At 63.0% G+C, this 23,379-nt stretch carries 20 protein-coding genes; 11 read left to right on the forward strand and 9 right to left on the reverse strand.

Features of this window, described 5'->3' with window-relative positions; genetic code table 11:
- The first annotated feature begins 71 nt into the window (after positions 1-71).
- Complete coding sequence (locus ACTV8E_RS07960; protein WP_443199129.1) at positions 72-1,259, forward strand: alpha-hydroxy acid oxidase; 1,188 nt, start codon at positions 72-74, stop codon at positions 1,257-1,259.
- Positions 1,260-1,318: 59 nt separating this feature from the next.
- Here the strand turns inward: ACTV8E_RS07960 and rpmG are convergent, their stop codons facing one another.
- Complete coding sequence (gene rpmG, locus ACTV8E_RS07965; RefSeq protein WP_014854577.1) at positions 1,319-1,474, reverse strand: 50S ribosomal protein L33; 156 nt, start codon at positions 1,472-1,474, stop codon at positions 1,319-1,321.
- A gap of 11 nt (positions 1,475-1,485) precedes the next feature.
- A complete protein-coding gene (gene rpmB, locus ACTV8E_RS07970; RefSeq protein WP_013793374.1) occupies positions 1,486-1,722 on the reverse strand; it encodes a 50S ribosomal protein L28 in 237 nt (78 codons plus the stop codon).
- A 351-nt stretch (positions 1,723-2,073) separates the two neighbouring features.
- On the opposite strand from rpmB, the gene ACTV8E_RS07975 reads away from it, so the two are divergent.
- Both ACTV8E_RS07975 and ACTV8E_RS07980 read left to right on the forward strand, forming a co-directional pair.
- Entirely contained in the window at positions 2,074-3,648 is a 1,575-nt protein-coding gene (locus tag ACTV8E_RS07975) for an ABC transporter substrate-binding protein (RefSeq protein ID WP_443199130.1), read from the forward strand.
- Positions 3,649-3,708: 60 nt separating this feature from the next.
- Positions 3,709-4,104, forward strand: coding sequence for an NINE protein (locus tag ACTV8E_RS07980; RefSeq protein WP_251834464.1), 396 nt, complete (start codon positions 3,709-3,711; stop codon positions 4,102-4,104).
- Positions 4,105-4,215: 111 nt separating this feature from the next.
- On the opposite strand, the gene ACTV8E_RS07985 is transcribed toward ACTV8E_RS07980, so the two are convergent.
- The 7 genes from ACTV8E_RS07985 to gshB form a co-directional block, all read right to left on the reverse strand.
- Entirely contained in the window at positions 4,216-5,487 is a 1,272-nt protein-coding gene (locus tag ACTV8E_RS07985) for a dihydroorotase (protein ID WP_443199131.1), read from the reverse strand.
- Positions 5,487-6,503 carry an aspartate carbamoyltransferase catalytic subunit gene (locus tag ACTV8E_RS07990; RefSeq protein ID WP_251834462.1) on the reverse strand — a complete coding sequence of 339 codons (1,017 nt, stop codon included), beginning with the start codon at positions 6,501-6,503 and terminating at the stop codon, positions 5,487-5,489. Before ACTV8E_RS07990 ends, ACTV8E_RS07985 begins: the two co-directional genes overlap by 1 nt.
- 11 nt (positions 6,504-6,514) lie before the next feature.
- A complete protein-coding gene (gene pyrR / locus ACTV8E_RS07995) occupies positions 6,515-7,024 on the reverse strand; it encodes a bifunctional pyr operon transcriptional regulator/uracil phosphoribosyltransferase PyrR (RefSeq protein ID WP_251834461.1) in 510 nt (169 codons plus the stop codon).
- A 46-nt stretch (positions 7,025-7,070) separates the two neighbouring features.
- The gene (ruvX, locus tag ACTV8E_RS08000) at positions 7,071-7,496 is read right to left on the reverse strand and encodes a Holliday junction resolvase RuvX (RefSeq protein WP_251834460.1); all 426 of its coding nucleotides are present in this window, start codon (positions 7,494-7,496) and stop codon (positions 7,071-7,073) included.
- A complete protein-coding gene (locus tag ACTV8E_RS08005; RefSeq protein ID WP_251834459.1) occupies positions 7,493-8,059 on the reverse strand; it encodes a YqgE/AlgH family protein in 567 nt (188 codons plus the stop codon). Before ACTV8E_RS08005 ends, ruvX begins: the two co-directional genes overlap by 4 nt.
- A 125-nt stretch (positions 8,060-8,184) precedes the next feature.
- Positions 8,185-9,075, reverse strand: coding sequence for an energy transducer TonB (locus tag ACTV8E_RS08010; RefSeq protein ID WP_443199132.1), 891 nt, complete (start codon positions 9,073-9,075; stop codon positions 8,185-8,187).
- Between the two features lie 106 nt (positions 9,076-9,181).
- Positions 9,182-10,138, reverse strand: a complete 957-nt coding sequence (gene gshB / locus ACTV8E_RS08015; protein WP_443199133.1) for a glutathione synthase — start codon at positions 10,136-10,138, stop codon at positions 9,182-9,184.
- A 241-nt stretch (positions 10,139-10,379) separates the two neighbouring features.
- On the opposite strand from gshB, the gene pilG reads away from it, so the two are divergent.
- The 8 genes from pilG to ACTV8E_RS08055 all read left to right on the forward strand — a co-directional run bounded on the left by pilG (position 10,380) and on the right by ACTV8E_RS08055 (position 23,370).
- Positions 10,380-10,787 (forward strand): twitching motility response regulator PilG, encoded by a 408-nt coding sequence (gene pilG / locus ACTV8E_RS08020; protein WP_251834456.1) that lies wholly within the window; start codon positions 10,380-10,382, stop codon positions 10,785-10,787.
- A 45-nt stretch (positions 10,788-10,832) separates the two neighbouring features.
- Positions 10,833-11,198 (forward strand): twitching motility response regulator PilH, encoded by a 366-nt coding sequence (gene pilH / locus ACTV8E_RS08025; RefSeq protein ID WP_251834455.1) that lies wholly within the window; start codon positions 10,833-10,835, stop codon positions 11,196-11,198.
- 50 nt (positions 11,199-11,248) lie between these two features.
- A complete protein-coding gene (locus ACTV8E_RS08030) occupies positions 11,249-11,785 on the forward strand; it encodes a chemotaxis protein CheW (RefSeq protein ID WP_273534750.1) in 537 nt (178 codons plus the stop codon).
- 84 nt (positions 11,786-11,869) lie between these two features.
- Positions 11,870-13,918, forward strand: coding sequence for a methyl-accepting chemotaxis protein (locus ACTV8E_RS08035; RefSeq protein WP_251834453.1), 2,049 nt, complete (start codon positions 11,870-11,872; stop codon positions 13,916-13,918).
- 59 nt (positions 13,919-13,977) lie between these two features.
- Positions 13,978-14,835 (forward strand): CheR family methyltransferase, encoded by an 858-nt coding sequence (locus ACTV8E_RS08040; RefSeq protein WP_443199182.1) that lies wholly within the window; start codon positions 13,978-13,980, stop codon positions 14,833-14,835.
- Between the two features lie 11 nt (positions 14,836-14,846).
- A complete protein-coding gene (locus ACTV8E_RS08045; RefSeq protein ID WP_443199183.1) occupies positions 14,847-21,851 on the forward strand; it encodes an Hpt domain-containing protein in 7,005 nt (2,334 codons plus the stop codon).
- Complete coding sequence (locus ACTV8E_RS08050) at positions 21,848-22,906, forward strand: chemotaxis protein CheB (protein ID WP_443199134.1); 1,059 nt, start codon at positions 21,848-21,850, stop codon at positions 22,904-22,906. Before ACTV8E_RS08045 ends, ACTV8E_RS08050 begins: the two co-directional genes overlap by 4 nt.
- Complete coding sequence (locus ACTV8E_RS08055) at positions 22,903-23,370, forward strand: chemotaxis protein CheW (protein ID WP_443199135.1); 468 nt, start codon at positions 22,903-22,905, stop codon at positions 23,368-23,370. Before ACTV8E_RS08050 ends, ACTV8E_RS08055 begins: the two co-directional genes overlap by 4 nt.
- Positions 23,371-23,379: the final 9 nt, after the last annotated feature.

A 23,379-nucleotide genomic window follows, 5' to 3' on the forward strand; every position in this document is an offset into this window, starting at 1 on the left:
CGGCGCGCTGGCGCCCGCTGCGGGCCGGTAGCGCTGATTGCCTCTGCCTTTTCGCAACCCAAGGATTGCTTATGCGGCGCTACCGTAATGACACTCGCTTTGAACACGCCCAGAGTATTGCCGAACTGGAACACATGGCACGCCGGCACCTGCCCCATTTCGCCTGGGAGTACTTGGCCGGCGGTGCCGAGGACGAAGTCACCCTGCGCCGCAATCGCCAGGCCTTCGCCGAGATCGGCCTGCTGCCGTCGACGCTGATCTCCTGCGCGCAGATCGACACCCGCACCGCGTTTCTCAGCCAGCAGCGCCCCCTGCCGCTGGCCATCGGCCCCACCGGCTTCAATGGCATGCTCTACAAGGATGCCGACATCCTGTTGGCCAGGGCGGCGCGCGACAAGGGCATCCCTTTCACCCTGAGCACCGTCTCGAGCAATTCCCTGGAAGAAGTCGCCGCCGCCGTGCCGGACGTTGAGCTCTGGTACCAGCTGTACAGTCTGAACGACCCGGCTGTCGAAGACGACCTGCTGCGCCGCGCCGAGGCGGTCGGCTGCCGCACTCTGCTGCTGACCAGCGATGCGGTGCTGATCGGCAACCGCGAATGGGACCGGCGCAACTTTGCCAAACCGCTGCAGCTCACCTGGCGCAACAAGCTCGACGTCGCCTGCCATCCGCGCTGGATCAAGCGGGCCTTGTGGCCCCAGGGCCTGCCGAAGATGGGCAACCTGTTGGCTTACCTGCCCGGCGATGCCAAGAACACCGCCGGCGCCGCGCATTTCATGGCCCACAAGATGGAGCCCGGTTTGTGCTGGGAGCACCTGGCCCGGTTGCGCAAACGATGGCCGCACCGCCTGGTGCTCAAGGGCGTGCAAACCGCCGCCGATGCGCGACGCTGCGTGGAGCTGGGCCTGGACGGCATTGTGGTGACCAACCATGGCGGCCGTCAGCTGGATGGCGCCCCGGCGAGCATCGACTGCCTGCCAGCCATTAGCGAGGCAGTGCGCGGCCAGCTGTCGGTTTTGCTCGACAGCGGTATTCGCCGCGGCACCGACATTGCCAAGGCCTGTGCGCTGGGTGCCGACGGCGTATTGCTCGGCCGTGCCACGCTGTTTGGCGTGGCGGTCGGTGGCCAGGCCGGCGCGGCCCGTGCCCTCGGCTTGCTAGAGCAGGAGTTGCGCCTGGCGCTCGGACTGGTCGGCTGCCCGACGCTGAGCGAGCTGGAACGCCGGCATGTGCAGCCGCTGCGCTCGGCCTTGGCCTGAGGTTATTCAAGGCATAAAAAAACCCGCTGGAAGGCGGGTTTTTTTCAAGGGCCGATCAATTACTTGATCTTGGCTTCCTTGTAGATCACGTGCTTACGCACGACCGGATCGTACTTCTTGATCTCGATCTTGTCGGGCGTAGTGCGCTTGTTCTTGTCGGTGGTGTAGAAGTGGCCGGTACCGGCGCTGGACACCAAACGGATCAGGTCACGCATGATTATTCTCCTTAAACCTTTTCGCCGCGGGCGCGCAGCTCGGCCAGAACGACGTCAATGCCACGCTTATCGATGATACGCATGCCCTTGGTGCTCAGGCGCAGACGCACGAAACGGTTCTCGGACTCGACCCAGAAGCGGTGATGCTGCAGGTTCGGCAGGAAACGACGACGGGTTTTGTTGTTTGCGTGGGAAATGTTGTTCCCGGTTACCGGACCCTTACCGGTAACTTGACAGACTCTCGACATGCCTCAGCCCTCTATAAACCACATGCCCAACCCGGCATGGGTTGGCCGCTTGATCTCTTGCTTTGGCGCGTTGCGCCAGGATTTCGCCAGGGTCTTACCGGCAGTCACTGCTGTCGCAGGACCGGGCCCCTAGAAAAGAGCGCTGCTTTATATCAGAAGCACCGAACTGTCGCAAGAATTCCTGACATTTCAATACCTGCCGTACAGCGTCGATAAGCGTCATTTGCGTGGCGCACAGCGCGAGTCCGGGGGAACCACCGTTCATCGCCAACCCAGCGTTGTACCTGCTTCGCGCATGGTCTAGGGTAGGCCACACAGTCGGCTCCCAAGCCGCTTCTAAAGGAAATGTTCATGCGTCTTGCCCTTCTTCCCCTGTTATTTGCACCGTGGCTGGCCCAGGCCGCCACCCTTGCGGTGTGCACCGAAGCCAGTCCTGAAGGGTTCGACGTGGTGCAGTACAACTCGCTGACCACGACCAACGCCTCAGCCGACGTGCTGATGAATCGTCTGGTGGAATTCGACGCCACGCGCGGCGAGCTGCTGCCCAGCCTGGCGAGCAGCTGGCAGGTATCGGCCGATGGCCTGACCTATGACTTCACGCTGCGCGATGACGTGGCCTTCCATCGCACCGACTATTTCAACCCCTCGCGCACGTTAAATGCCGATGACGTGCTGTTCAGTTTCCAGCGCATGCTCGATGCCAACCATCCCTGGCATGCCAGCGCGGCCAGCGGCTATCCCCACGCCCAGTCGATGCAATGGCCGGAGCTGGTAAAATCCATCGAGGCGCCGACAGCGCACCAGGTGCGCATCACCCTGACCCGCCCGGATGCCACCTTTCTGGCCACCCTGAGCATGGGCTTCGCCTCGATCTATTCCGCCGAATACGCCGACCAGTTGCTGGCCGCCGGCACGCTGGCCGAACTGAACCAGAAACCCATCGGCACCGGCCCGTTCATGCTGCGACGCTTTCAGAAGGACGCTGCGGTGCGCTACGTCGCCCATCCCGCCTATTTTGCCGGCAAGCCGGCGATTGATGCGCTGATCTTCGCCATTACCCCGGACGCTAACGTGCGCCTGCAGAAGCTGCGCCGCAACGAATGCCAGATCGCCCTGTCGCCCAAGCCGCAGGATGTGCGCAGCGCCGAAACCGACCCCAACCTCAAGGTGGTGCAGACCCCGGCGTTCATGACTGCCTTCGTAGCGATCAACACCCAGCATGCGCCGCTGGACAAACCCGAGGTGCGCCAGGCGATCAACCTGGCGTTCGACCGCGCCAGTTACCTCAAGGCGGTATTCGAGGACAGCGCCAGTGCGGCCAGCGGTCCTTACCCGCCGAACACCTGGAGCTACGCGGGCGACTTGCCCGGCTATGCCCATGATCCGGCCAAGGCTCGCGAACTCTTGACCAAGGCCGGCTTGGCGGACGGCTTCAAGACGACCATCTGGACCCGGCCTTCGGGCAGCCTGCTCAACCCCAATCCGAGCCAGGGTGCCCAGCTGTTGCAGGCGGACCTGGCCCAGATCGGCGTTCGGGCCGAGATTCGTGTGATCGAGTGGGGTGAGCTTATTCGCCGCGCCAAGGCCGGCGAGCATGATCTGCTGTTCATGGGCTGGGCCGGCGACAACGGCGATCCGGACAACTTCCTTACTCCGCAATTCGCCTGCGCCTCGGTGCAGTCGGGGCTGAACTTCGCCCGCTATTGCGATCCGCGCCTCGACCAGTTGATTTCTCAGGGCAAGACCCAGAGCGTGCAGGCCGAGCGCAGCAGGCTGTACGTGCAGGCGCAGCGCATCATTCAAGAACAGGCACTGTGGATTCCTCTGGCCCACCCCACCGCGTTCGCCCTGACCCGCGCTAATGTTGAGGGGTACCAGGTCAGCCCGTTCGGCCGCCAGGACTTTGCCAGCGCACGAGTGCGCTAGCAGGCCGTTGAAAAACGTAGGCGAGGCAATGCAGGTAGTTTTTCAAACAGGAGACGCGACATGCGCTATCACGATACCCACAGCAAAGCCGTTGGCTATCTGCTGTGGATTTTCGGTTTTCTCGGCTCGCATCGCTTTTACTACGGCAAGCCGATCACCGGCACGATCTGGTTCTTTACCCTCGGCCTGTTGTTCGTCGGCTGGATCATCGACCTGTTTCTAATTCCGTCGATGGACCGCGAAGCGGACCTGCGCTTCAACTCTGGGCGGCTGGATTACAACATCGCCTGGATTCTGCTGACCTTCCTCGGCGTATTCGGTGTGCACCGCATGTACCAGGGCAAATGGATTACTGGAATCATTTACCTGTTCACCGGCGGGCTGTTTTTCGTCGGCGTGCTGTATGACTTCTGGACGCTTAACAACCAGATTTCCGAACAGAACATTCGCGGTTAAAACCAGAACCTGGCTCCGTCGACCCAGACAAAAGAATCGGCCCCACCCATGAAGCATGGATGGGGCCGATTCTATTAGTAGCGGTCGATTCAAGTGGCAGTGAGTGGCTTTTCAGCTCTGATAACAGATGCGCCCATCCACCAGCGTGTAACGCACCTTTCCCGGCAGGCAATGTCCCAGGAACGGACAGTTGCGGCCTTTGGAGTACCAGCTGTCGCCGGCCACGGTGCTCACCGTTGGGTCGAACAGCAGCAGATCGGCCGGCGCACCGAGCGCCAGGCGACCCGCCGGCAGTTGCAACGCCTTGGCCGGACCACTGGACAGGCGCGCCAACAGGGTCGGCAGATCGAGCAAGCCGTCTTCCACCAGCGTCATGGCCAACGGCAGCAGCAGCTCGACGCTGCTGATCCCCGCTTCGGTAGCGCCGAACGGCGCCAGCTTGGCATCCGCCTCATGGGGCTGGTGATGGCTGGCAATCGCCGAAATCACCCCGCTCTTCACCGCCTCGCGCAACGCCTCGCGATCGGCACGCGAACGCAGCGGCGGCTGCACATGGTAAGAGCTGGAAAAATCGATCAGCGCCTCGTCGGTGAGAATCAACTGATACAGCGCCACATCGGCGGTAACCGGCAGGCCACGCGCCTGCGCCTCGGCAATCATCTGCACGCCGCGCGCACTGGTCAATTGCGTGAAGTGCGCGCGCACACCGGCCTGCTCGGCCAGCAGCAGGTTGCGCGCCAGGGCCACGGTTTCGGCGCTTTCCGGAATACCGGCCAGGCCCAGCAGTGTGGCGGTCGGGCCTTCGTGGGCCAGGCCGCCTTCGGCCAGGTCTGCATCCTGGGAATGGAACACCACGGTCAGCTCGAACGTCGCCGCGTATTCCAGCGCGCGGAGCAAGTTGCGACTGTTGGGGAAGCCATTGAGGCCGTTGCTGAATGCCACGCAACCGGCATCACGCAAAGTGACCAGTTCGGCGAGTTGTTCACCGGCCAGATCCTTGCTCAGCGCACCGATAGGAAACACCTTGGCGTGGCCGGCTTCCTGGGCGCGATCCAGAATCAGCTCGGCAACGGTGGCGCTGTCCAGCACCGGCTTGGTGCGCGGCGTGCAGCACAGGCTGGTGACGCCCCCAGCGGCGGCAGCCAGGGTTTCGCTGGCAACCGTGCCCTTGCGCCCGTAACCCGGCTCACACAGGGCCACGGACAGGTCCACCAGACCGGGGCTGGCGATCAGTCCGCGCGCATCGATTTCCTGATCGATCTTGAGACCTTGCGGGGCCTGACCGATGGCGACCAGCTTGGTGGCATCGATATAAAGGTCAGAAACCTGGTCCAGACCGCTGGCCGGGTCGATGATGCGAGCACCGAGGATACGAGTGGCCATCAATTCTGCTCCTCGGCAGCACGTTCGGATTCGAGTTGGCGTTCAGCGGTCTGGCCGCTCATGGTCATGGACAGCACCGCCATGCGCACGGCGATGCCATAGGTGACCTGGTTGAGAATCACCGATTGCGGACCATCGGCAACCGCCGATTCGATTTCCACGCCGCGGTTGATCGGTCCCGGATGCATGACGATGGCATCCGGCTTGGCCAGCGCCAGGCGTTCGCTGCTCAAGCCGTAGAGTCGGTAGAACTCGCCCTCGCTGGGCAGCAGACCGCCGTGCATGCGCTCGCGCTGCAGGCGCAGCATGATCACCACATCCACATCCTTGAGGCCCTCGCTTAGGCTGGTGAACACGCGCATGCCGTAGTCTTCCAGGCCGACCGGCAGCAGCGTCTTCGGGCCGATCACGCGGATGTCGCGGCAGCCCAGGGCGCGCAGGGCAAACATGTCCGAGCGCGCCACCCGCGAGTGCAGGATGTCACCGACAATGGCCACCGACAGGTTCTCGAAGCCGCCTTTGTGACGGCGGATGGTCAACATATCGAGCATGCCCTGAGTGGGATGCGCATGACGACCGTCGCCACCGTTGATGATCGCCACATCAGGGCACACGTGTTCGGCAATGAAGTGCGCCGCACCGGAATCGGAGTGACGCACCACGAACATGTCGGCGGCCATGGCTTCAAGGTTGCGCAGGGTATCGAACAGCGATTCGCCCTTGCTGGTCGATGAGGTCGACACGTTCAGGCTGATCACGTCGGCGGATAGCCGCTGGGCCGCCAGTTCGAACGTGGTGCGGGTGCGTGTGGAGTTCTCGAAGAATACGTTGCACACCGTCTTGCCACGCAGCAGCGGCACTTTTTTCACCGCGCGTGCGCCGACCTCGAGAAACGAATCGGCGGTATCAAGGATCTCAGTGAGCAATTCGCGGGGCAAATCGTCGAGGGACAGGAAATGGCGCAGCTGGCCGTGGGAGTTGAGTTGTAGCGGGCACTTGGCGGCGGTGGGCAGCATCGCGGGGGGTCTCAATTGGCGGCGAGGTCTTGGAGCTCAAGCGCCAGGGGCGCGGGGCCGAGCAATTTTACCCGTTCCGAGGGTGCCAGCGACAGGCTGGCGCCGAGGACATCCGCGCGGATCGGCAACTCGCGGGCGTCCAGGTCGAGCAGGCAGACCAGCGTCACGCTGGCCGGACGACCATAGTCGAACAATTCGTTGAGGGCCGCGCGCACGGTGCGCCCACTCATCAGCACATCATCGATCAGCACCAGGTGCTGGCCTTCTACCTCGAACGGCAGCGCCGAAGGGCTGACCACCGGATGCAGGCCGCGCTGGCTGAAATCATCGCGGTAGAAGGAGACATTGAGCACGCCCAGCGGGCCGGGCTCGGCCAGCTCGGCGAGGAGCGCCTCGGCGACCCACAGCCCACCCGTCTGGATGCCGATGAAACGCGGCTCACTGATCTGTCGCTGGGCGAGGTGGGCACGCAGGTCGCGGGCCATCTGGGGCAACAGTTCGGCGGGGTTGGGCAGAGTCATGGGCTCTCCTTGCTAAGCGGAAGGCCCGGGCGGGCCGGAAAATGAATCAACAGTTTTGCTCGAGCCACCCCTCGAGTAGCAAGGCGGCGGCCAGGGCGTCCACCGGGTTGTCCCGGTAGCCGCCACGCTGGCCCTGGGCCAGGCGTTGGCCCTTGGCCTCGAAGGTGGTCAGACGTTCGTCATGGGTGTGTACGGGTAGGTTGAAGCGGCCGTTCAGGCGTCGGGCGAACTTCTCTGCGCGGGCGCTCATCTCGCTGGGCGTGCCGTCCATGTTTAGCGGCAAGCCGACCACAATGGCGTCCGGCTGCCACTCCTTGATCAGCTTTTCCACCTGCGCCCAGTCCGGCACACCGTTTTGCGCCTTGAGCACACACAGCTCGCGGGCTTGGGCAGTGATCGCCTGGCCAACCGCGACGCCAATTTGTTTGCTGCCGTAATCGAAGCCCAGCAGCAGGCGTGGCGTCTCGCTCATGCGTGGCCAACCTGGCTGCTCAACAAGCTGAGATCGACGCCCAGATGGGCGGCGGCGGCTTGCAGGCGCTGCACGGCGGGAATTTCAAACAGAATGCGCGCATCGCTGGGGCAACACAGCCAGGCGTTATCGGCCAGCTCGGCCTCCAGCTGCCCGGCATCCCAACCGGAATAGCCGAGGGCAATCAGACTGCGTGCCGGGCCGGTGCCGTCGGCGATGGCGAACAATGCATCCTGGGAGGTGGACAGCGCCAGCTCGCCAAGCTCCAAAGTGGCCTGGAACTGCCAGCCGCCGTCGTGCAGCACGAAGCCGCGGTCGGTTTGCACCGGGCCGCCGGCATAGATGGGTTGCTCGTGACTGACCGGTGTGGGGATGTCATCGGGGCGCAGCTGTTCGAGCACATCGGCCAGGTCCAGGCCATTGGGCCGATTGATCACCAGACCCATGGCGCCCTGCGCGCTGTGTTCGATCAGGTAAATGACGGTCTGTGCGAAATTCGGATCGCCCATGTGTGGCATGGCGATCAGGAGATGATTCGTGAGGTAGCTCGGAGCAGTGTTCATGGGCCTAGTTTCGGCCTTCCCGGCGTGCCCGGCAAGAGACAGGCGTCAGACCTGCATCGGCGCGCCTGAGTTGACAACTGCGAAGCATCGCCGCAAAAAGCGTTTCGCCACGAAGTTACTGCTGCTTACTGACTCGAGAGGCGGTCGCCGCGCTCAAAGCGCCAGGTCCGGATGATTTCCAGCCGATCAAAATCGGCCAGATCGCCCGTGAAAGGCGCATAGGGCGCCGCCAGGTGAACGATACGCATCGCCGCCTGATCGAGCACCGCGTGGCCGGAAGATTCCAGCACCAGCACTTCGTGCAACGATCCGTCGCGACGGATCGACACCAGCAGGCGCAGGTTGCCGTACAGGCGCTCGCGACGGGCCTGGTCCGGGTAATTGAGGTTGCCGATGCGCTCGACCTTCTTGCGCCACTCGTCTTTATACCAGGCGCCTTTGTCACGCATGGTCGAGGCGGCATTGAGGCGGTGGATCTTCGGTCGCTTGGCATAGAGCTGCTGCTCCAGGGCCAGGTCGGCTTCCAGGCTGGCAATTTCCGCGGACAACTGGGCGCTGTCGAACTCCGGCACCGGACGCGGTTGGGTCTCGGTCTTGCGCTGTTCTTGCTTCACCGGCGTCTTGACCGGCTGGGGCGCACGGGTAGCGACAGCCGCCTTGGGAGCTTCCTGCGGCACCTGTTGCGGCGCGGTGGGCTGCGGCGTGACCCGATTGATTTGCGTGTCGTGAAAAGGCGCTATTTCAGTGGTCTTGGTCGCCGCCTTGTGCTCCAGGGTGCCACTGCCCTGCTGGTTGTCCTGAGCGAGGAAATCCGCCTCTTTGGGCGCTTCGGCGCTTTTGAACGTGGACAGGGTGATTTCCAGCGTCTTGCTAATCGCTGGCGGATCGGCCAGCTGAAAGCCCAGGCCGAGAATCAGCGCCATATGCAGGACTGCGGCCAGGAACAGGGTAAACCCCAGGCGGTCGGCAGGACGCACGCCAGAGTTGTCGAGTTCAGGCAAAAAAGCTGCGGTCATGATGCACTGCTACGGGTCGAAAAGGCCGGCAGTCTGCCCGAGAGCCGGCGCAAAAGTCTATGAACCACACGGCAGCTTGAAGCTGCCGGTTCATGCCATGGGGTATTCAGGCGCGCGCCCGCAGCTTGGCTTCGATCGCATCCATCAGCTGCTCGCCGATACGCGTTCCATAAGCATTGTCGATTTCCCGGATGCAGGTCGGACTGGTGATGTTGATTTCCGTCAGGTAGTCGCCAATCACGTCCAGGCCCACGAACAGCAAGCCTCGCGCACGCAAGTGCGGACCGACGATGGCGGCGATCTCGCGATCGCGATCGCTCAGCGGGCGCGCTTCGCCACGGCCGCCCGCGGCCAGGTTGCCACGCGTCTCGCCGGCTGCCGGTATGCGCGCCAGGCAATAAGGCACCGGCTCACCGTCGATCATCAGGATGCGTTTATCGCCCGCCTTGATTTCGGGGATGTAACGTTGCGCCATGATCTGCCGCGCACCGTGGTCGGTCAGCGTCTCGAGAATCACCGACAGATTGGGATCGCCTTCGCGGTGGCGAAAGATCGAGGCGCCGCCCATCTCATCCAGGGGTTTGAGAATGATGTCACGGTGCTCGCGGGCGAACTCGCGGAGAATGTCGGAACGCCGACTGACCAGGGTTGGCGGCGTGCATTGCGGGAATTGCGTGGCAAAGAACTTTTCATTGCAGTCACGCAGGCTTTGCGGACGGTTGACCACCAGGGCGCCCGCCTGCTCGGCCAGTTCCAGCAGATAGGTGGCATAAACGTATTCGCCGTTGAAGGGCGGGTCCTTGCGCATGAGGATGACATCGAGCTCGCCGAGCGGCTCATCGGTCTCGGCATCCAGTTCGAACCAGTGCTCGGGGTCGTTGAACACGCGCAGGGGGCGCATCCGGCCTCTGGCCTGGCTACCCAGCTGATAGAGGTCCTGCTGTTCCATGTAGAACAGCGACCAGCCGCGTGCCTGAGCGGCGAGCAGCATGGCCAGCGAGCTGTCCTTCTTGAAGGCAATGCCTGCAATGGGGTCCATGACGATCCCGAGGCGAACGCTCATGTGGGGTATCCTCCGCAGCGATAAGAACAAGGCAGTAGACACTGCCAAAAACGGGTTAGCAAGGCGTCAGGGTGGCGCCGTGAATGCCCTCGGTCAAGGAAAAAGCGGATGGCTGCCGCTCTGTGGATTGCCATCTGGGGACTGTGCTACAAAGACGCCGCGAGGGGGCTGAGACCCCTTCATTGGCCCGTCTCAGGCATACGTAACAATAACGACTCACCGAGGCTATGGTAGGGCGATGATGGAACAGCATTCCGACAGCTTGAAAGTAATGGTGATCGACGACTCGAAGACGATTCGCCGCACCGCGGAAACCCTACTGAAGAAAGTGGGCTGCGAGGTCATCACCGCCGTCGATGGTTTCGATGCGCTGGCCAAGATCGCCGATACTCACCCGAACATCATATTTGTCGACATCATGATGCCGCGGCTCGACGGTTATCAGACCTGCGCACTGATCAAGAATAACAGTGCATTCAAATCGACACCGGTGATCATGCTCTCCTCCAAGGACGGCCTGTTCGACAAGGCCAAAGGGCGCATCGTGGGGTCCGACCAGTACCTCACCAAGCCCTTCAGCAAGGAAGAACTGCTCAGTGCCATCAAGGCACATGTGCCCGACTTCACACCGGTGGAGCAATTATCCTGAGGTCCGGCCACTGGCCGCTGACGTCTTTTGTGTATGGGGAATACCATGGCTCGTATTTTGATTGTTGATGACTCTCCGACCGAGATGTACAAGCTGACCGAGATGCTGGAAAAGCATGGTCATCAGGTGCTCAAGGCCGAAAACGGCGCGGATGGCGTGGCCCTGGCCCGCCAGGAAAAACCCGATGTCGTCCTGATGGATATCGTCATGCCAGGGCTCAATGGCTTCCAGGCCACCCGGCAATTGACCAAAGATGCGGACACCAGTCACATCCCGGTGATCATCGTCACCACCAAGGATCAGGAAACCGATAAGGTCTGGGGCAAGCGTCAAGGCGCCAAAGACTATCTGACCAAACCGGTGGATGAGGCGACCCTGTTGCAGACCCTGAAAGCGGTTCTGGCCGGCTGATGCCGGACCGGACCACTCTCGATACTTCTCAACACCAGGCCAAGGCAGGCATGTCGGACGTACAGACACCCTTCGAACTGCTGCTGGGCATCGACCAGCGCTGCCGAGCGCTGGCAGCCGGCTTGCCCTCGCAGCAGGAAACCCAGCAGACCTGGAGCGGCATCGGCTTTCGTATGGGCGAACGCCTGTTTGTCGCACCCATGGGCGAAGTGGGTGAAATCCTTCGCGTACCCCGCCATACCCGTTTGCCAGGCGTGAAATCCTGGGTCAAGGGTGTGGCCAACGTGCGCGGACGCCTACTGCCGATGATCGACCTGTGCGACTTTTTCAGTCATGAGCTTTCGCCGTTGCTCAAGCAACGCCGGGTGCTGGTGATCGAGCACCAGGACGTGTTCGCCGGGGTCATTGTCGATGAGGTGTTCGGCATGCAGCATTTTTCGGTGGAAGCCTTTTCCGAGCAGCCGCCTCCCTTGGAGGCAGCGCTCCAGCCTTTCATCTATGGGGTGTTCAATCGCGAGCAGCCCTGGCTGGTATTCAGCCCGCAGGCGCTGGCGCAGCACCCTGAGTTTCTCGACGTTGCGGTGTGACAACGATTTCGGTGGGCCGAACCGATCGGCCTTGTGGCTTCAAATGGAACTAGCAATGCGGTGGGCCCAGGCGGGGGCCAGATAATGAAAAAGACCAACATGGGCAATTTTATCGCGGGGATGCGCAGCAGCTCGCTGATCGCGGGCCTCTTCGTAACCCTGATCGTTTCCATCGTGCTGCTGTTCGCCAACTTCGCATACCTGAATATCCAGTCCACCTACGACACGGAATACATCAGTCATGCCGGTGAGCTGCGTGTGCTATCCCAGCGCATCGCCAAGAACGCCACCGAAGCGGCGGCGGGCAAGGCTGAGGCCTTTACCCTGCTCAAGGATGCGCGCAACGACTTCGACAAGCGCTGGGGCTTCCTGGTCAACGGCGACCCGGCCAACAACCTGCCCGCAGTTCCCAGTGTCGTGGAACGGGAAATGGAAGCGGTGCAGCAAGACTGGACCGGCCTGCGCCGCAACACCGACGTGATCCTTGCCAGCGAACAGACCGTGCTGTCCCTGCACCAAGTTGCTGCAACCCTGTCGGAAACCATTCCGCAGCTGCAGGTGGAATACGAAGAAGTGGTCGATATCCTACTGGAGAGCAACGCGCCCGCCGCCCAAGTCTCCGTTGCCCAGCGTCAGTCGCTGCTCGCAGAACGAATCCTCGGCTCGGTAAACAAGGTACTCGCCGGTGACCAGGACTCGGTGCAGGCTGCCGACATGTTCGGCCGTGATGCCAGCCTGTTCGGCCGGGTACTGAAGGCCATGCTCGACGGCAACCCAGCCATGGAAATCACCCGCGTCGCCGATCCGGACGCCCGTGAGCGGTTGAGCGAAATCGTCGAGCTGTTCGAATTCGTCTCCGGCTCGGTGGACGAGATTCTGGAAACCTCGCCGGAACTGTTCCAGGTTCGTGAATCTGCCGAAAGCATCTTCAGCCTGTCGCAAACCCTGCTGGACAAGGCTTCGGAACTGGCCGTCAGCTTCGAAGCCCAGGCAGACGGACGCGCCCTGTTTACCCTGGCCGGCTACCTGCTGGGCTTCGTGGCCTTGGCAGCCATCATCCTCATTGCCCTGGTGATGGTGCAAGACACCCGTCGTCGCCTGGCTGAGACCGCCGAAAAGAACGAACGCAACCAGACCGCCATTCTGCGTCTGCTCGATGAAATTGCTGACCTCGCCGACGGTGACCTGACCGTGGCTGCGACAGTGACCGAGGATTTCACCGGCGCCATCGCCGATTCGATCAACTACTCCATCGACCAGCTGCGCGACTTGGTGCAGACCATCAACCTGACCGCCGTGCAGGTGGCCGCCGCCGCCCAGGAAACCCAGGCCACCGCCATGCACCTGGCCGAAGCTTCCGAGCACCAGGCCCAGGAAATCGCCGGTGCGTCCGCCGCCATCAATGAAATGGCCGTATCCATCGACCAGGTATCAGCCAACGCCGCGGAATCCGCTGCAGTAGCCGAACGTTCCGTGGCCATTGCCAACAAGGGCAACGAGGTGGTGCACAACACCATCACCGGCATGGACAACATCCGCGAGCAGATCCAGGACACCTCCAAGCGCATCAAGCGCCTGGGTGAATCGTCCCAGGAGATCGGCGACATCGTCAGCCTGATCAACGATATCGCCGACCAGACCAACATCCTTGCTCTCAACGCCGCCATCCAGGCCTCCATGGCTGGTGACGCCGGACGCGGCTTCGCCGTGGTAGCCGATGAAGTCCAGCGCCTGGCCGAACGCTCCTCGGCGGCCACCAAGCAGATCGAAACCCTGGTCAAGGCCATTCAGGCCGACACCAACGAGGCGGTGATCTCCATGGAACAGACCACCACCGAAGTGGTACGCGGTGCGCACCTGGCGCAGGACGCCGGAGTCGCTCTGGAAGAGATCGAAAAAGTATCCAAGAGCCTCGCCTCGCTGATTCAGAACATCTCCAACGCCGCGCGTCAGCAAGCCTCCTCGGCCGGACATATCTCCAACACGATGAACGTGATTCAGGAAATCACCTCGCAAACCTCGACCGGTACCACCGCCACCGCCACCAGCATCGGTAACCTGGCCAAGATGGCCAGTGAAATGCGCGGTTCGGTATCCGGCTTCAATCTGCCGGACGCCGCCGACAAGGCCTGAATAAAGGAGGGGCGACGACCTCAACGGCGTCGCCAATGGCCATGAACGAGGGGCACGGCATGCAGCCAAGCGGCGTCTGGGCCTTGAAACCACCGGCCGACATGACAGCGGAGGAGTTCCACGATTGGCAGGCGCTGCTTGAACGGCGCACCGGCCAGGTGCTCAATGAGCAGCGGCGGAGTTTTTTGCTAACCCACCTCAACTCTCGCATGCGCGAATTGGGGATTGGCGATTACCAGGGCTATTACCAGCAGCTCATCAGCGGTCCGCGCGGCGCAGTGGAATGGTCGCGTCTTCTGGACCGCCTGACCGTTCAGGAGACGCGCTTTTACCGCCACCTGCCGTCATTTGAACTGCTCGATCGCTATCTGCAGCAGCACCTGGCCCAAAAAGCAGCACCCTGGGCCTTATGGAGCATGGGCTGCGCGAGTGGCGAGGAAGCCTATTCACTGGCCATCGCCGCCGCCGAAGTTGAGCGCCGCACGGGGCATACCCAAGGGTTTGGCGTAATCGCCACGGATATCAGCCTGGGCGCTTTGGCCAAGGCTCGCGAGGGCGTATTCGACCCGCGACGATTGCAAGCGCTGGAGCCGGAACTGCGTGACCGTTATTTCACCGCCGAGCCACGGGGCCAGCGGATTCACCCCGACCTGGTCGCGCGGGTCTGTTGTGCCCGACTCAATGTGCTGGACCTGGACCTCGCGCCCTGGACCGGCATGGACGTTATCTTCTGTCAGAACCTGCTGATTTATTTCCGCCGCTGGCGCCGCCGCGACATTCTCAACCGCCTGGCTGAACGCCTAGCGCCAGGAGGGTTGCTGGTGGTCGGGGTCGGTGAAGTGAGCGGTTGGCAACACCCGGACCTGGAGCCGGTGGCCGACGAAGGGGTTTTGGCGTTTACCCGGAAAAGGTTATGACTGGAGTCGCTATGGGGGATCGTCACGATTACGTCGCCCTGGAGTGGGTCAAAGGCGAGATCGCCGAGACGCTCAAACAGGCACGGCAGGCACTGGAAGCGTTCGTCGAGAACCGTGAAGACACGACGCGCCTGCGTTTTTGCCTGACCTATGTGCACCAGGTCCACGGCACGTTGCAGATGGTCGAGTTCTATGGCGCGGCCCTGCTGGCCGAAGAAATGGAGCATCTGGCCCAGGCACTGATGGAAAACCGCGTCGGCGACCAGGGCGAAGCGCTGGAAGTCATGATGCAGGCCATCTTGCAATTGCCGGCCTACCTCGACAGCATTCAGAGTGCGCGCCGCGATCTGCCGATGGTCGTCCTGCCACTGCTCAACGACCTGCGCGCAGCGCGTGGCGAAAAGCTCCTGTCGGAAACCAGCCTGTTTGCCCCGGACCTATCCGGGCGCGCCCCGGCACTGTCCGGCGAATCCATTGACCGGCTGCGCACCGCCGAACTGCCGGCCCTGCTGCGCAAGTTGCGCCAGATGCAGCAGGCCGCGCTGATTGGCCTGATCCGCAATCAGGACCTGCCCACCAACCTCAATTATCTGGCACGGGTGTTCGCCCGCCTGGAGACGCTCTGCAAGGATGCGCCGTTGGGTGCCCTGTGGCAGATCGCTGCCGGCCTGATCGAAGGCCTGGCCAATGGTGGCGTGGCCCAAGGCACCTCGGTGCGCACCCTGCTGCGCCAGCTCGATAAGGAACTCAAGCGTTTGGTCAGCGAAGGCGCAGACGGCTTCAACCGTGCCGCACCGGACGAGCTGACCAAGAACCTGCTGTTTTATGTCGCCAAGGCACAGGTGGATTCACCGCGCATCTCCGCGCTCAAGGCACGCTATCGCCTCGACGAAGCGCTGCCTGACAGCGCACTGGTGAACGCCGAACGGGCACGCCTGGCCGGCCCGGATCGCGACGCGATCCGTTCGGTGGTCACCGCGTTGTGCGAAGAGCTGGTGCGCGTCAAGGACAGCCTCGATCTGTTCGTACGCAGCGACCGCCAGAGCGCCCAGGAGCTGGTCACCCTGCAGACGCCCCTTAAACAGATCGCCGATACTCTCGCGGTACTCGGCTTCGCCCAGCCACGCAAAGTGATCGTCGATCAGCTCGACACCGTGCAGCAGTTGATCGACGGACAGCGTTCGGCCGACGATGCCGTTCTGATGGATGTCGCCGGTGCGCTGCTGTACGTCGAGGCCACCCTGACCGGAATGGCCGGCGTCGCCAGCGATACGCCCAATGAGCAAAATCACCTGCCCACCACCGATGTGGCGCAGATTCATCAACTGGTGATTCGCGAAGCGCGCACCGGCCTGGAACAGGCCAAGGACGCCATCATCGAGTTCATCGCCTCGCAATGGAATCATCAGCACCTGGCTCGCGTTCCTGAGCTGCTTACCCAGGTACGCGGCGGTTTGGGCATGATTCCCCTGGCCCGCGCCGCAACCCTGCTGGATGCCTGCAACCGCTATATCCAGGAACAACTGCTGGCTCATCAGGCCATTCCCGACTGGCAGCACCTCGACACCTTGGCCGATGCCATTACCAGCGTCGAGTATTACCTGGAGCGTCTGGCGGAAGACCATGTCAGCCAGGGCGAGCTGATTCTCGACGTCGCCGAGGACAGTCTGCGTAGCCTCGGTTACCCGATCGGCAGCACGGAACCGGCGCATATTCCCGAGCCCACCCAGCCCCTTGAGCTTGAACAGTCTTGGGAACCCGCGCCGCACGACGAGGCTGCGCTGCCGTCGCTGGCCGAATTCGTCGATGACCTGTTCGTCGAAACCGGGCCGCAGTGGCAGATCGACGATACTGCGCCGCTTGATGCAGACCAGTCGGACGTCGATGAAGACGCCACCCCGTTCGATGACGGCAAGCAGTTCCTCTTCGAGCTGCTGGAACTGGACCCACCGGCTGCTGAAGCGCAGACCACGGAGACGACGCCTGCGACGCAAGACGACGCACTGCCCGAGCTGATGGAGCTGGAACAGGCCGCCGAAACCTGGGATGTGCTGGACCTAACAGCGCTGGACCTGCCGGAAGTCGAGTTGCCGATGGCTGCACCTGCCGCAACCCCACCGGCAGCAGAAGCCCCGCTACAAAGCCTCGCCGACGTGTTGGCGACACCCGTCCAGGCCATCAACCCGCCGGCCCACGACGTACCGCCGAGCCTGCTGCCACCGCCCGCCGACGAAGAGCCGGTCGACGAAGAGCTGCTGGAAGTCTTTGTCGAGGAAGCTGGCGAAGTGCTCGAGACCCTCAACGAGTACCTGCCGCGCTGGCGCGCCGATGTCGATGACCGTGACGCGCTGACCGAAGTGCGCCGTGCGTTCCATACCCTCAAGGGCAGTGGTCGCATGGTGCGCGCCTTAATCATTGGCGAGCTGGCCTGGTCCATCGAAAACCTGTTCAACCGCATTCTGGATCGCAGCATCGAGCCCACTGCGGTGCTGCACGACGTCGTCGGCAACGTAATCATGCTGCTGCCCGAACTGATCGACGAGTTTGCCGCCAAGGCCCAGCGCCAGCGCGCCGATGTCGATCACCTGGCCGCTGCTGCCCATGCTTTGGCCAAGGGAGAAACACTCGCCAACCCGTTGCCGGCGGAGCCCGCCACTCCGGCAGCCGACACCGCCCATGAGGCGCACGCGCAGCCTGCGGTGCAGCCGGCAGGCGAAGGCCTCGACCCGCAGTTGCTGGAAATCTTTCGCAACGAAGCGGAAAGCCACCTGCAAACGCTGGCGCGCTTTCTGGATGAATGTGCCGACCTGCTGCCCCAGCCGATCAATGACAGCTTGCAGCGGGCGTTGCATACCCTCAAGGGCAGCGCACACATGGCCGGCATTCTGCCGATGGCCGAAATCGCCAAACCACTGGAAAAACTGGTCAAGGAATTCCACACCCACCAGATCCCCGTGGACATGACCCTCGCCGAACTGCTGGGTGAGGCGGCGCAGTTGCTGGAGCAAGGCCTGCAGCAGCTGGACAGCCAGCCTTACGCACGGATTCCCGGAACGGACCACTTCCTGCAGGCCGTGCAGCGCTTGCATGAAACGCGTATGTCCCGCTCCCAGCAAGAACACGACGAACAAGGCGGCAGCCGTGACCCGGGGCCGATCGGGCGTTTTCTCCATGAAGGCATGGATATCCTGCTCGACGCCGAGCAATGGCTGCGGCGCTGGCGCGCCCAGCCCAGCGATGCGCAGCCGCTCAATGCCCTGCGTGAAGAGCTGAATACGCTCGAGGGTGGTGCGCGGCGGGCCGATCTGCCGCAAATTGCCGAGCTCTGCCAGGCGCTGCTCACGCTTTACGGCGCGGTGGACCAAGGGCGAGTGGTGGCCGGCGATGATTTTTTCGCCGAGGCCCAAGGCGCTCATGAAGACTTGATAGGCATGCTCGATCAGGTCGCCGCCGCCTTGCAGGTCGACCCCTGCCCCGAGCGTATTACCGCCTTGCAGGCGCTACTCACGCAGCAGGATTCTGCACCTGCAGTTGACCAGCCGGACGCCGGCGAAGCCGTTGAAACACGACTGGCGCTGAATGCGGACCTGGACGAGGAGATGGTCGACATCTTCCTTGAAGAGGCTGTGGATATTCTCGACAGTGCCAGCCAGGCCCTGGACGACTGGCTGGCGGCGCCTGCCAACCTGTCGGCCTTGAACGCCCTGCAGCGCGATCTGCACACCCTCAAAGGGGGCGCACGCATGGCGGAGATCGCACCCATCGGCGATCTCGCTCACGAGTTGGAATCCCTTTATGAAGGCTTGCTGGACAAGCGCTTCACTCCAGCACCCACCTTGGCCTGGCTGCTGCACAAATGCCACGACCGGCTCGATCAGCAACTGGAGCAATTACAGGCCCGCCAGGCGCTGTCACCCTCGACCGCGCTGATCCGGGCGATCCTGGAATTCCGTCAGACCGGCGAAGTTCGCCTGGACTCGCCTCGTCAGCCAGCGGTCCCTGAACAGCCACTGGCAGCTCCCCTGGCCCAGCTCGACAACACGGCCGCAGAACCCGCCGAACCGAGCCCGGCGACCGATCTCTGGGCTGCGCTGGAAGCCGCAGCTGACAGCGTGCAGTTTGAAGAACTCGACAACCTAGACGGGCTGGACCCACTGGATGAGCTGGACGATAGCTTCTCTCTGGACGAGACGCCTGCCGTGTCCGAGCCGCTCCCCTTGGCGGAGGTTTTCGACCTGGATGTTCAGTCGGACCCTGAGCTCCTGGCGCTGTTTCTCGAAGAATGTTTCGGGCTTATCGATAATGCCAGCGCCGCGCTGCTGCGCTGGCATGCCGACCCGCAAAATAGCCTTGAAACCGAAACCCTGCAGCGCGACTTGCACACCATCAAGGGCTGCGCACGCATGGCCGACATCGCCCCCATCGGTGATCTGGCCGAACAGCTGGAAGCACTGTATCAAGGCCTTGCCGCCGGCGAGTTGCGCGCCGGAGAAGGGTTGCTCGATCTGCTGGAAAGCAGCCATCAGCGCCTGCAGGAGATGCTCGAAGCGGTGCGTGACCAGCGTCCGCTGCCCGAAGCCCAGGACCTTATCGACACCCTGCAGCAGTTTTGCGCCAACCCCGAGGAGCAGCTCAGCGTTCCGCCCAGCGTGATCCTGCAGGCGGCGCCGGAAGCACCGGCGGCCGCGGTTGACGAAGTGGACAGCGAGATTCTGGAAATCTTTCGCGAAGAAGCCGATGAGCTGCTCGAGGACCTGGAAGCCACGTTCGCTCGCTGGGAAAGCCAGGCCGATGACCTGAGCCCCATCAACGATCTGCTGCGCTTGCTGCACACCCTCAAGGGCGGCGCACGCCTGGCGGCGCAAACCCGCATCGGCGATCTCAGCCATGACCTGGAACAACGACTGAGCGAAGCCAGTCATGCGGGCACCCCGGCTCAGTCGCTGCTCATCGCGGCGCAGGACGACTTCAAAGCGCTTCAGCAGGCCGTAGACCAGCTGCGCGGCAAGGTTAGCGCAGCACCGCCAGCTGAGCCGCAATCGCTGCCGGGACAGTTCGACAACCTGCCGACGATCACAGAGCCGATGCCGGTCGAACCGGCCATGCCCGTGACGAAAACCCTGCCCTTCGTCAAACGTTCCGAACAGGCGGCCCTGGAAGCGGCGTCTCGACGTGCCCCGCAAGAGCTGGTCAAAGTACCCGCCGACCTGCTTGAGGGTCTGGTCAACCTTGCCGGTGAAACCTCGATCTTCCGCGGCCGCGTCGAACAGCAGGTCAGTGATGTCGGCTATACCCTGGGGGAAATGGAAGCCACCATTGAGCGCGTGCGCGACCAGTTGCGCCGCTTGGACACGGAAACTCAGGCGCAGATCCTCAGCCGTTATCAGGCCGAAGCCGAACGCTCCGGCTACGAGGAGTTCGACCCGCTGGAAATGGACCGCCACTCGCAGCTGCAGCAGCTGTCGCGGGCGTTGTTCGAGTCGGCGTCCGACCTGTTCGACCTGAAGGTAACCCTGGCCACCAAGAACCGCGATGCCGAAACCCTGTTATTGCAGCAGGCACGCGTCAACACCGAGCTGCAAGAAGGACTGATGCGCACCCGCATGGTGCCGTTCGATCGCCTGGTACCGCGTCTGCGCCGCATTGTCCGGCAGGTGGCTGGCGAGCTGGGCAAGCAGGTCGACCTGGTGGTTAGCAACGCCGAAGGGGAAATGGACCGCAGCGTGCTGGAACGCATCGTTGCACCGCTGGAGCATATGCTGCGCAACGCCGTGGACCACGGCATCGAATCGGTCGAGGCGCGCCGCGCCGCCGGCAAGCCAGAACAGGGGCGCATCGCCCTCAACCTGTCCCGCGAGGGCGGCGAAATCGTTCTCAGTCTGAGCGACGATGGCGCCGGCATCCGCCTTGAAGCCGTGCGCCGCAAGGCCATCGAGCGCGGACTGATGCAGCCCGACAGCGATCTCAGCGATCACGAGGTGCTGCAGTTCATCCTCGCCGCCGGCTTCTCCACCGCCGAGGCGATTACGCAGATTTCCGGACGCGGCGTCGGCCTGGATGTAGTGAACTCCGAAGTCCGCCAACTGGGCGGCTCGATGAGCATCGAGTCGACGCCAGGCAAGGGCACCCGCTTCCTGGTGCGCCTGCCGTTCACCGTGTCGGTGAACCGAGCACTGATGGTGCTTTCCGGTGAAGACCTGTACGCCATTCCGCTGAATACCATCGAAGGCATCGTGCGGGTTTCGCCCTTCGAGCTGGAGGCTTACTACCAACCGGAGGCGCCGCGTTTCGAATATGCGGGCCAGGCCTATCAGCTGCGTTATCTGGGCGATCTGCTCAACAACGGTCAGCACCCCAAACTGGTCGGCCAGAATCTGCCGCTTCCGGTGATCCTGGTGCGCTCGGCCGAACATGCCGTGGCCGTGCAGGTGGACAGCCTGGCCGGCTCGCGAGAAATTGTGGTGAAGAGCCTCGGCCCGCAATTCGCCGGGGTACCGGGTATTTCCGGTGCCACCCTGCTCGGCGATGGCCGGGTGGTGGTGATTCTCGACCTGCTGGCGACCCTGCGCAGCCTGCAAGGGCGACTTGCCCTGCACTATCGGCGCAGCGCCACACCGCTACTGAGCGAGGAAACCGACTCGCAACGTCCCATCCGCGTCATGGTGGTCGACGATTCGGTGACCGTACGCAAAGTCACCAGCCGCCTGCTGGAGCGCCATGGCATGCAGGTTCTACTGGCCAAGGACGGTGTCGATGCCATCGCTCAATTGCAGGAGCACCAGCCCGACCTGATGTTGCTGGACGTGGAAATGCCGCGCATGGACGGTTTCGAAGTCGCCACCCTGGTTCGCCACGATGAACAGCTCAAGGACCTGCCGATCATCATGATCACCTCGCGTACCGGTGAAAAACACCGCGAGCGGGCCATGGCCATCGGCGTCAACGATTACCTCGGCAAACCCTATCAGGAGGCGTTGCTGCTGGAGCGCATCGCCGCGCTGGTCCAACGGCCATGACGACGCGCCAGGCGGCACGCATCGCCGTGATTGCCGACACCACGCTGCAGCGCCATGTGCTTCAACATGTGCTGCTGGGCTGTGGCTATCAGGTGGTGCTCAACAGCGATCCGGAACGCTTGCAGGCCGCTGACCTGCAGGCCTGCGAAACTGATTTGTGGCTGGTCGACCTCGCCCAATCAGACGACCTGCCGTTGCTGGACAGCTTGCTGGAACAGCAGGCGCCGGTCTTGTTTGGCGAAGGCCGCGCCCCGGAGCGCAATTCCGAGCATTTCCCGCGCTGGGAACGACGTCTGTTTGGCAAGCTCAAACGCCTCGTCGGTGATCCCGCCGATGCCGTTGGACCCAGCCTGCAGGCGCTGCTGGGCGAGGCAAAGCGGCCGGCGCGCATCGAGTTGCCGGCGGCGCTGGCCCATCAGCCGCTGGCTACCGGCGAGCCGGCCCGCCAAGTGTGGCTGCTGGCCGCCTCACTGGGCGGTCCGGAAGCGGTCAAGGCCTTTCTGGATGCGCTACCAGGCGGCCTGCCCGTGGGCCTGCTGTATGCCCAGCATATCGATGCAAGTTTCGAGGCCAGCCTGCCCCAGGCGGTCGGTCGACACAGCCAGTGGCCGGTGCGCCTGGTGGAACATGGCGAGACGCTGTGCAACGGTGAGGTGCGCGTGGTGCCGATTGCCCACGAGCTTGGGTTTGATGCCAAGGGCCGCTTGAACCTCGCTGAGCGTCCCTGGCCGGAGCCCTACAGCCCGTCCATCGATCAGATGATGCTTAACCTTGCCCAGCAGTTTGGTCCCCGCTGCGGCGTGATTGCCTTCAGCGGCATGGGCAGCGACGGCAGCGCCGCCGCGGCTTACGTGCGGCGCCAAGGCGGCGTGATCTGGACCCAGAGTGCCGACAGCTGCGCCTGCTCGAGCATGCCTGACAGCCTGCGTGACGGCGACTACAGCAGCTTCAGCGACCACCCCCATGCACTGGCCCAAGCCCTGGTCCGTCATCTGGCCGCGCAGTGCGGCGCTGAACCGATTTCTTCTTACGCGCCCGAGGAAAGTCCTCCATGAGCCATGCCGTAGCCTCCCAGAATGACACCAGCAGCCTCAGCGGGCTGCTGCTGCCGCTGGCCGACCGCACCCTGTTGCTGCCCAACGTGGCGGTGGCCGAACTGATTGCCTACCAGACACCCCAGGAGATCGCAGATGCCCCTGATTGGCTGCTGGGGCGCATCATCTGGCGCGACCTGAGCCTGCCTCTGGTGTCTTTCGAGGCCGCCAGTGACGGCCAGGTCCAGGTCGGCGAACAGGCTCGGGTGGCTATTCTCAACGCCATTGGCGGGCAACCCCAGGTGAAATTCATTGCCGTGCTGGTACAAGGCATCCCGCGCGCGATGAAGGTTGACCGCACCCTGCCCTCCGCTCCCGGCCTGCTCGCACCGCTGGAACTGGCCGCCGTACAGGCGGGTGAGGATGTGGCAAAAATCCCTGACTTGGTGGCGTTGGAGCACTTGCTGTCCGGGGTCCGCCTGTAACTCAGCAAC

This window comes from Pseudomonas sp. B392_1p (assembly GCF_052245235.1).
Taxonomy (GTDB): domain Bacteria; phylum Pseudomonadota; class Gammaproteobacteria; order Pseudomonadales; family Pseudomonadaceae; genus Serpens; species Serpens gallinarum.

Excerpts from the sequence above, each read along its gene's own strand:
- ACTV8E_RS07960 (WP_443199129.1), top strand. The coding sequence starts at position 72 with ATGCGGCGCTACCGTAATGACACTCGCTTTGAACACGCCCAGAGTATT.
- rpmG (WP_014854577.1), bottom strand. The coding sequence starts at position 1,474 with ATGCGTGACCTGATCCGTTTGGTGTCCAGCGCCGGTACCGGCCACTTC.
- rpmB (WP_013793374.1), bottom strand. The coding sequence starts at position 1,722 with ATGTCGAGAGTCTGTCAAGTTACCGGTAAGGGTCCGGTAACCGGGAAC.
- ACTV8E_RS07975 (WP_443199130.1), top strand. The coding sequence starts at position 2,074 with ATGCGTCTTGCCCTTCTTCCCCTGTTATTTGCACCGTGGCTGGCCCAG.
- ACTV8E_RS07980 (WP_251834464.1), top strand. The coding sequence starts at position 3,709 with ATGCGCTATCACGATACCCACAGCAAAGCCGTTGGCTATCTGCTGTGG.
- ACTV8E_RS07985 (WP_443199131.1), bottom strand. The coding sequence starts at position 5,487 with ATGGCCACTCGTATCCTCGGTGCTCGCATCATCGACCCGGCCAGCGGT.
- ACTV8E_RS07990 (WP_251834462.1), bottom strand. The coding sequence starts at position 6,503 with ATGCTGCCCACCGCCGCCAAGTGCCCGCTACAACTCAACTCCCACGGC.
- pyrR (WP_251834461.1), bottom strand. The coding sequence starts at position 7,024 with ATGACTCTGCCCAACCCCGCCGAACTGTTGCCCCAGATGGCCCGCGAC.
- ruvX (WP_251834460.1), bottom strand. The coding sequence starts at position 7,496 with ATGAGCGAGACGCCACGCCTGCTGCTGGGCTTCGATTACGGCAGCAAA.
- ACTV8E_RS08005 (WP_251834459.1), bottom strand. The coding sequence starts at position 8,059 with ATGAACACTGCTCCGAGCTACCTCACGAATCATCTCCTGATCGCCATG.
- ACTV8E_RS08010 (WP_443199132.1), bottom strand. The coding sequence starts at position 9,075 with ATGACCGCAGCTTTTTTGCCTGAACTCGACAACTCTGGCGTGCGTCCT.
- gshB (WP_443199133.1), bottom strand. The coding sequence starts at position 10,138 with ATGAGCGTTCGCCTCGGGATCGTCATGGACCCCATTGCAGGCATTGCC.
- pilG (WP_251834456.1), top strand. The coding sequence starts at position 10,380 with ATGGAACAGCATTCCGACAGCTTGAAAGTAATGGTGATCGACGACTCG.
- pilH (WP_251834455.1), top strand. The coding sequence starts at position 10,833 with ATGGCTCGTATTTTGATTGTTGATGACTCTCCGACCGAGATGTACAAG.
- ACTV8E_RS08030 (WP_273534750.1), top strand. The coding sequence starts at position 11,249 with ATGTCGGACGTACAGACACCCTTCGAACTGCTGCTGGGCATCGACCAG.
- ACTV8E_RS08035 (WP_251834453.1), top strand. The coding sequence starts at position 11,870 with ATGAAAAAGACCAACATGGGCAATTTTATCGCGGGGATGCGCAGCAGC.
- ACTV8E_RS08040 (WP_443199182.1), top strand. The coding sequence starts at position 13,978 with ATGCAGCCAAGCGGCGTCTGGGCCTTGAAACCACCGGCCGACATGACA.
- ACTV8E_RS08045 (WP_443199183.1), top strand. The coding sequence starts at position 14,847 with ATGGGGGATCGTCACGATTACGTCGCCCTGGAGTGGGTCAAAGGCGAG.
- ACTV8E_RS08050 (WP_443199134.1), top strand. The coding sequence starts at position 21,848 with ATGACGACGCGCCAGGCGGCACGCATCGCCGTGATTGCCGACACCACG.
- ACTV8E_RS08055 (WP_443199135.1), top strand. The coding sequence starts at position 22,903 with ATGAGCCATGCCGTAGCCTCCCAGAATGACACCAGCAGCCTCAGCGGG.